This window comes from Brochothrix sp. (assembly GCF_017549435.1).
Taxonomy (GTDB): Bacteria; Bacillota; Bacilli; order Lactobacillales; family Listeriaceae; genus Brochothrix; species Brochothrix thermosphacta.
Genome location: NZ_JAFYUW010000109.1, coordinates 1 through 8246, shown reverse-complemented (window position 1 = coordinate 8246; position 8246 = coordinate 1). Strand labels below are relative to the sequence as shown.

Genomic DNA, 8246 nt, shown 5'->3' with positions numbered 1-8246 from the left:
CCTTTTTGATTGGTTACAATGATTAAAGGTGATTGATTTTGAATCGCCTCATCAAATTGCACAACAACCTGTTTAGGTGCTTGTTTCACATTTTCTTGTATGCCCGGTGTTGTTTGTTGAACATAAGCATGCGCTGATACTTTTGTTTGCATACTTGTGAAACCTAAAATAATTGTCATCACAACAATTAAAAATACTCCCACCACACCTATTTTTTTGTGTGCTTGCAACATGACATCACCTCACTGACTTCTTCGATTGCTTTTTCGAGTGAGAGTACCCGCCCACCAAAACCTTTTGTAAATTGTGTTGCAATCTTACATTCTGAAAAAAGGTAAACACTCGGATCACAACAAAAATGAGGTAAATTTGCACCGATTACAAAATTAGCTCGCTTTACATTAACTGTCGTATCCATTAAAAAATCTGTACCTAAAATCTGTTGTACCTCTTTAATATGCTTCTCTAAATATATGAGTGCACAATGAGCACAACAAGCTTTTTTTTCTACCCCAGATATCAAATGCAGTGTTATTCTTTGACGCTTACTTTGCGGTTGTTTATGACAAACAACACAACTATCTATCGGTAATAGCTTCGCACCACCACTAATTCTTATTAACTTACCTGTCGTTTCAAGGTATTGCAAATCGCGGTAGAGTGTCATTTCAGACATTTCATAAGCTCGACTAAACGCTTTTAAATCAAATAGACCTGTTGCGTCTAATTCATTTAATATGAGTTTGTGTCTTTCTTCCTTTAACATTTATTCACTCCCCTAAATCTAAAATCAGTATAGCATTTTACCTGTTATTATTTGTTGAATTTAACAAATAATAACGCTTCCACTGAACATTTTTGTCTATTTTGTGACATTCTTTAAGTTTTCAATTGACAATTCTTAAGCAAATTCTATTGAACAGTTATTTTCGCATAATTCCAAATACTATTATATACTGATTGTATCATGATAGAAATGGGGTTTTATTTTATGACAACATTTAATTGGGCGATAGTAGGACTAGGCGGTATTGCAGCTAACATGGCAGATACATTACAAGCAAGGGATAATAAAATTTACGCTGTTGCTTCTAGATCCACAGCAAAGGCAGAAGCATTTGCTGAAAATTACACTGTCGAAAAAACTTATGGTTCTTACTCAGAGGTTTTTGCAGATGAAAAAGTAGATATTGTATATATTGCTACACCACACAATAATCATTATGAATATATCATGGAAGCTTTACATCACAATAAGCATGTTTTATGTGAAAAAGCGATTACGGTTAACTCATCAGAACTCGAAGAAATTATTGCTTTAGCACAAGAAAAAAAATTATTTGTCTCTGAAGCGATGACAATTTTCCATATGCCTCTTTTCAAAGAAATTAAACGCTTAATTAATGAGGGCATTTTAGGTGAAATGAAAATGATTCAAGCCTCTTTCGGTAGTTCTAAACCTTATGATGTTACAAGTCGTTTCTTTAATCCTGATTTAGCTGGCGGGGCATTATTGGATATTGGTACCTATGCAGTTTCATTTGCACGTTACTTCCTTAGTAGCCAACCACATCAAATTAAAACAACGATGAAACAATTTGAAACAGGTGTAGATGAACAATCGGGTATCTTACTGCAAAATAATGAGGGTGAGATTGCTGTCATCAATCTAAGCATACGTGCCAAAACACCAAAAACAGCCGTTCTTGGTGGGGATAAAGGTTACATAACTATTACAGACTATCCTAGAGCTGATAAAGCAACATTTATAAGCACTGCTGGAGAAACCACGCTGATTCAAGCAGGGAGTAGCGCCGATGCGATGCTTTATGAAGTTGAAGATTTTGAAAAACTCCTGCTCGGAAATCTTGAAAACACATTACCTTTAAGCAAAGACGTGTTGGATATTTTAACAGATGTTCGTGAACAATGGGGCTTAGTTTACTCGTTTGAAAAAAAATAACAAAAAAGAAGGTTCCTCAATAGAGAGGAACCTTCTTTTTATACAAGAGGAGGCAGAATTATTTTTTTATGACTTTATAATTTTTAAAGTTTACGACTGTTGTCGGATTAGCTTTTACTTCTTCAATTGCCGACTCTCTCTTTGTAATGGTTAGAACTGCAGAGTTAGTTAAGAATTTTAAAATAATACCTTCTCCAGACATATCTACTCGTTTAAACTTTACCAAGTCTCCTACTTCTCCAACTGGTACAATCTCTTTTTTTTCTGACAAATCAAATCAGTCCCTTCATAATATAAGAATAACATATATTTGATTTTGTTTTGCTATTATTGTTTCAACGTGTTATGATTAACATGTGCTTTTGTAAGGTAAAGAAATGAATTTCAAACTTCTTTTTATGCCTAAAACAAGACTACAACTATTTGCACTTAGTGCATAACTGGAGGTTTTTTATAATGGAAACAGGTAAAGTAAAATGGTTTAACTCAGAAAAAGGTTTTGGTTTTATCGAACGCGAAAACGGCGACGATGTATTTGTACATTTCTCAGCTATCCAATCTGAAGGATTCAAAACTTTAGAAGAAGGCCAAGCTGTTACTTTTGAAGTAGAAGATGGTCAACGTGGACCTCAAGCTGCTAACGTTGATAAAGCGTAAGTAACTTAATGAAAGAGTCACCTTCGGGTGGCTCTTTTTTTATTTAAAACACTATATACAAGGTGTTTTTTTAATGCTATACTTAATACTTGCGATGAGCCTTTTGCAGCGTGAACATTCCGCTGCGCAGTGTGAAATAGTCACTGCATTATCCCCCTAACATCTTTGCTTTGTGGAAAGCAGTTAGGGGGATTTTTATATGCTAAAAATGTGCTATAACTTTTAAAAAATTCCGAAATTGAAAATCTTTTGATGTCATTGGACTACTCTACTAAAAATAAAAAAATACCCAATTAACAGATAAAAATCAATTCTTATCCATTAGTGGTCTACCCCAATGTGTTTATTTTGTTTTTTCAAACAACTTTTCTTGCAACCCTGCCCTTTTTTTCCTAGAATGAATCTATCGTACACGTTTTTATAATACTATAGAAGGAGGTCTTTCTCCATTGTCAAAAGAACAAGAAAAGTATTTGAATTTGTTATCAAAACAATATAAAAACAAAGCAGAAACAATTACAGAGATTATTAATCTTGAGGCCATCCTTAATTTACCAAAAGGAACAGAGCATTTTTTAAGCGATCTTCATGGTGAGTATGATGCCTTCGAACAAGTTTTTCGTAATGGATCGGGTGTCATTAAACGAAAAATCCATCATTTATTTAACGATCGTCTCACTTCAAAGGAAATTAATACTTTGGCAACTTTAATTTATTATCCTCGACCAAAAATGAGTCTGATTTTACGAGAACTAAATGATACAGAAAAAAACGAATGGTATCGTCTTACTATATTACGATTAATAGAACTAACAAATTTTGTTTCTTCTAAATATACACGGTCAAAAGTTCGTAAACAGATGCCAAGTGATTTTATCTATATTATCGAAGAATTACTCTATCAAAATAACGCTCAAATAGAAAAAGACGACTACTATAATGAAATTATAACAAGCCTCATTCATTTAAACGCTGCTCAAGACCTCATACACGCGTTTTCTAAACTTATAAGACGTTTAGTTGTTGATCACCTACATATCGTTGGTGACGTCTTTGACCGTGGCCCTGCACCAGATAAAATAATTGGTCGACTCAAAGAAAATCATTCACTTGATTTTCAATGGGGAAATCACGATATGATTTGGATGGGAGCTGCTAGTGGATCCGCAGTCTGTTTAGCAAATGTTTTACGTATATCAGCACGCTACCTCAATCTAGATACAGTAGAAGAAAGTTACGGCATTTCTTTACGCTCACTCGCTATTTTTGCTGATGAAGTATACGCTAACGATCCCGCAACTGCTTTTCAACCTAAAACTCAAGAGCATGCGGAGGAAACAACAACCGAATTACAACAAATAGCGCGTATGCATAAAGCAATCGCTATTATTCAATTCAAATTGGAAGGGGAAATCATACAGCGCCATCCTGAATTTAATATGGAAAATAGACGTCTCCTTGATAAAATTGATTATGCTGCTGGCACTATTAGTATCGCAGGGAAAGATTATTTACTTACCGATACCCATTTCCCTACTATCAACCCAAAATCTCCTTATACGCTCACTCCAGAAGAATCTGAAGTTATTCATCGACTCGTCTCTGGATTTGTCAACTCGGAGAAATTACAAGAGCACGTCGCCTTCCTCTATTCAAAAGGCAGTATGTACCTGCGTTATAATGGCAATTTAATTTATCATGGTTGTATTCCTCTAGATGATGATGGTTCGTTTGAAAAGTTATTGATTGCTGGCAAAACATATAGCGGACGATCACTCTTAGATCAATTTGATCGTTTTGCTCGTGAAGCTTACTCACAACCTGATGGAAGTGAAATTAAAAAGAATGCTTTAGATTATGTCTGGTATTTATGGACCGGTGAAACGTCGCCTTTATTCGGGAAAAAAGCAATGACTACATTCGAACGCTATTTTATCGAGGATAAAACGACACACTATGAAAAAAAGAATGCTTATTATCAACTGCGTAATAATGTCTCAACAGTCGATAAAATCTTAGTAGAGTTCGATTTAAATCCAGATATAGGTCATATCGTTAATGGCCACACACCCATCAAAGAAGGAAAAGGCGAGACACCTATCAAAGCTGATGGAAAGATGTTAGTAATAGATGGTGGCTTTTCTAAAGCTTATCATAACGTCACTAGCATCGCGGGCTATACACTCATCTATAATGCTTATGGACTTCAACTTGTCAGACATCAGCCATTCACGTCTACTGAGGATGCTATTTCAAATGAAACTGATATTGTTTCAACTCGTCGTATCATCGAAACAGAAACCTCACGAAAAATGGTAAAAGACACAGATATCGGTTTCAAACTTACAGCCCAAATAACTGATTTAAAAGCATTATTACTTGCTTACCGCAGTGGTATTATAAAAGAGAAAAACGTTTAATATAAAAAGAAACCTCTAAAAAACTATATGTTTTTTAGAGGTTTCTTTTTATTAAGAGCAGTTTAATAGAAAATAACGAGGAATAAAATATTCACAACAATATAAATACCACCGACAATTAATAAATGGTGATACTTAACCGCTACTAGTTCAGAAAGCATTCCGGCCTCTCTGATTTCTTCTGCGGATCGTCTGTTGGGCCCAAAATTGAATAACATACGCATTGATGAATGAAAGATATCAAAAAAGCCTCCACGAACAACCCAAATCAATAACCCTAATAACAACAAGACTAATCCAACGATGAAACTGACATCCATAAAATGCTCAATTGTCCAACCTGGTTCCTTAAAAGTAACAAAGCCACTTATTACTAAAAAACTGACAATTACATAAATCCCTAACTTTTTCAATATGAATATCCTCTCTTACTTTATCTTTTTCTTTATTATAGCTTATTTAAGTTTAATTACCAAACAACTATTACCTGGGAAATAAAAGTACTTCCTTTAAAGAAACCTTAAAGATGCCTAGTATTTGTCACTATTTTTTAAAGACCGCTATAATGTGTTTCCCTTAAAATTCAGCTGAATTCCCTCTTCGCATATACTAATTTATGTAAATTAAGTTTATTTTTTCTTTACTAGTATCTATTTTTATCATTACCTCACTTACTTCTTCTAAGATTGTTGCTCCTAATATTTATTTTCAAGTATCACCAAAAAAAGCCTTTACGTTAAATAACGTAAAGGCTTTTTCCAGTTGAGTAATTGCTATTTAATGTAAGCTGCTTTTAAGCTGTAATCAGAACCAAAGTTATGACGGTACATATCTTTGATTGCTGGGTTTTGAAGAATTGATAATGAACGTTGGTAAATTGGTGCGATTGCTGCATCTTGATTAATCAAGATATCTTGCGCTTTGATGAAGTTTTCCCAACGTTTTTGTGGGTCAGCTGCATCTGTTGTTTTGTTAGCATTAATCAATGCATCGTACTCTTTATTAGAGTAGTTAATGTTTGCATTAGATCCACCAGTTACATAAAGATCTAAGAATGTCATTGGATCTTGGTAATCTGCACCCCAACCAGATAATTCCATATCAAAGTTAGATTTACTATCTAAATCAACACGGTTGTTAAATGGCACGTTTTTAAGGCTAAGTGTCAGTCCTGGAAGATTTTTTTCTAATTGGTCTTTCATGTATTGTGAAGAAGATTTTGCGTTATCAGTATCATCACTTAATAACTCAATTGTTACTTTATCACCAATTTCTTTTTGAGCTTCTTTCCACTCTTTTTGTGCAGCTTCAACATTATACGTTAAGTATTTGTTTGCTGCTGCTGCAGATTTAGTGAAATCTTCACCAGTTTTTGGATTTGCTGCAAGACCTTCAGGTACTTGTTGATCTGCTGCTACAGAGCCGTTAGCTAAGATTTGTTTAGCGTATGCTTCTTTGTTAAATGCTTGAGCAATTGCTTTACGAGCATGCTCGTTAGCTAGTGGTGTTTCTTTGCCATCACGTTTTTGGTTGAATTTAAGGTAGAATACTGATGCTTGTGGCACACTGATTCTATTTTTATCTTTTGCATATTGTTTAGCATATTCTGCAGATAAGTTTACAGCGTCAGCTTCGCCTTTAGTGTATAAGTTAATACCTGTTGAAGGTTGTTTAACAACATTAATTTTAGCATTTTTTAACTTAACATCTTTAGCGCCCCAGTATTTATCATTTTTTACATATTCCCAAGTATCGCCATTACCATCCCAGTCTTTCAATGTGAAAGGACCGTTATAGATTAAGTTTTCACTTGTTTTAGCGTAGTTTTTACCTTGTTCTTTAACAAATTTTTCATTTTGTGGTTTGAAAGTTACAAATGCAAATAATGATTTGATATAAGTAATCGGACGTTCTAATTGAACTTCAAGTGTTTTATCATCTACAGCTTTAACACCTAATGTATCAACGCCTTTTTTCTTAGTCATAATGTCAGAAGCATTTTCAATTACACCATCAAACATGTATGCGTATTGAGCACCCGTGTCTGGATTAACAGCTTTGCGCCATGCAAACACAAAATCGTTTGCAGTTACATCGTCACCGTTAGACCATTTAGCATCATCACGTAGTTTGAATGTATATGTTTTATTGTCTTTGCTGATAGTTGGTTCTTCAGCAGCAACACCTAATTCAAATTTATCATCTTTACCTAATGAATAAAGACCTTCAATTACTTGATCCATTGCTGTTCCAGATACAACATCTGTTGACATTACTGTATCCATTGTTGCAATTTGTGCTGACTCAAGCAAGTTAATAGTTTGCTCTTTATCTTTTTTGGCTGAATCTTTAGAATCGCTTGATGAGTTACCTCCACCACACGCAGCCAACACTAGACCAACGATTAATACGATTGCCATTACGGCAGATACTTTCAATTTCTTCATAAACAAATTCCTCCCCTAAAATAAGTTTTGAACCACAATACCATGCACTACTTAGATATGAACTGTTGTCTACAAACTATTGTATCACAAGTTGATTAATTAATCATAAAATTCTGACATTTATATGAAATAAATGTAACTTTTCTGACAATTATAATGTCACAAACCCCTAACCCCATGCTATCATTGGTTTTATCTGCATCTAATAACTGTTGTTTTTTGTAATTATTTTTTGTAAGTAGCTTTTTCATCCTTAAAAAAAGGTAGTTTAAGGGTATATATCGTTTAAATATTCTTTCTTCTTTAAAATTATCAGTAAATAGAATTGAAAATAATAATAATAATTAAAATGGAATTATTCAATATTTTTAGCACAAAAAATATAAGTAGTTTTGAGTTGTAAGAATTTCCATCTATTTTTTATGATATGTGTCTTTGTTATCAAAAAAATCGTTATACCAAATAGTAAAAAAATGGTTATCTAAATATTAAACGTTTTTCATATAAAAATAAAGCAGCCACACATATATGTGGCTGCTTTAAAGTAAGGATTGGTACTCAATTGCTCTAAGGATTGGTACTCAATTGCACTAAGGATTGGTACTCAATTGCACTAAGGATTGGTACTCAATTGCTCTAAGGATTGGTACTCAATTGCTCTAAGGATTGGTACTCAATTGCTCTAAGGATTGGTACTCAATTGCTCTAAGGATTGGTACTCGCTTTCGCTCCGTCCCATACTGTCCTTGTATGCTCATT

8 protein-coding genes are annotated in these 8246 nt (G+C 33.9%); 3 read left to right on the top strand and 5 right to left on the bottom strand.

Features of this window, described 5'->3' with window-relative positions; translation table 11 throughout:
* Together IKV95_RS07165 and IKV95_RS07160 are read right to left on the bottom strand one after the other, a co-directional pair.
* The coding region (locus IKV95_RS07165) for a copper resistance protein CopC (RefSeq protein ID WP_287451573.1) at positions 1-233 on the bottom strand (233 nt) is incomplete at its 3' end.
* On the bottom strand, positions 209-766 hold the full coding sequence (locus tag IKV95_RS07160) for a DeoR family transcriptional regulator (RefSeq protein WP_029091757.1): 558 nt from the start codon (positions 764-766) through the stop codon (positions 209-211). The genes IKV95_RS07160 and IKV95_RS07165, both read right to left, overlap by 25 nt.
* A 225-nt stretch (positions 767-991) precedes the next feature.
* Between IKV95_RS07160 and IKV95_RS07155 the strand changes: the two genes are divergently transcribed.
* A complete protein-coding gene (locus IKV95_RS07155; RefSeq protein WP_069125315.1) occupies positions 992-1963 on the top strand; it encodes a Gfo/Idh/MocA family protein in 972 nt (323 codons plus the stop codon).
* 58 nt (positions 1964-2021) lie between these two features.
* On the opposite strand, the gene IKV95_RS07150 is transcribed toward IKV95_RS07155, so the two are convergent.
* A complete protein-coding gene (locus IKV95_RS07150) occupies positions 2022-2234 on the bottom strand; it encodes a DUF2187 family protein (RefSeq protein WP_029091755.1) in 213 nt (70 codons plus the stop codon).
* Between the two features lie 185 nt (positions 2235-2419).
* On the opposite strand from IKV95_RS07150, the gene IKV95_RS07145 reads away from it, so the two are divergent.
* Both IKV95_RS07145 and IKV95_RS07140 read left to right on the top strand, forming a co-directional pair.
* A complete protein-coding gene (locus tag IKV95_RS07145) occupies positions 2420-2620 on the top strand; it encodes a cold-shock protein (protein WP_029091754.1) in 201 nt (66 codons plus the stop codon).
* Positions 2621-3069: 449 nt separating this feature from the next.
* A complete protein-coding gene (locus tag IKV95_RS07140; RefSeq protein ID WP_069134825.1) occupies positions 3070-5040 on the top strand; it encodes a fructose-1,6-bisphosphatase in 1971 nt (656 codons plus the stop codon).
* A 62-nt stretch (positions 5041-5102) separates the two neighbouring features.
* Here IKV95_RS07140 and IKV95_RS07135 read toward each other — a convergent pair whose 3' ends face one another.
* Complete coding sequence (locus tag IKV95_RS07135; RefSeq protein WP_029091752.1) at positions 5103-5453, bottom strand: DUF3899 domain-containing protein; 351 nt, start codon at positions 5451-5453, stop codon at positions 5103-5105.
* A 360-nt stretch (positions 5454-5813) separates the two neighbouring features.
* Positions 5814-7487, bottom strand: a complete 1674-nt coding sequence (locus IKV95_RS07130; protein WP_069119132.1) for a peptide ABC transporter substrate-binding protein — start codon at positions 7485-7487, stop codon at positions 5814-5816.
* Between the last annotated feature and the right edge of the window lie 759 nt (positions 7488-8246).

Bases quoted from the DNA above. Each gene is read 5' to 3' on its own strand.
- IKV95_RS07160 (WP_029091757.1), bottom strand. From the start codon at position 766: ATGTTAAAGGAAGAAAGACACAAACTCATATTAAATGAATTAGACGCA.
- IKV95_RS07155 (WP_069125315.1), top strand. From the start codon at position 992: ATGACAACATTTAATTGGGCGATAGTAGGACTAGGCGGTATTGCAGCT.
- IKV95_RS07145 (WP_029091754.1), top strand. From the start codon at position 2,420: ATGGAAACAGGTAAAGTAAAATGGTTTAACTCAGAAAAAGGTTTTGGT.
- IKV95_RS07130 (WP_069119132.1), bottom strand. From the start codon at position 7,487: ATGAAGAAATTGAAAGTATCTGCCGTAATGGCAATCGTATTAATCGTT.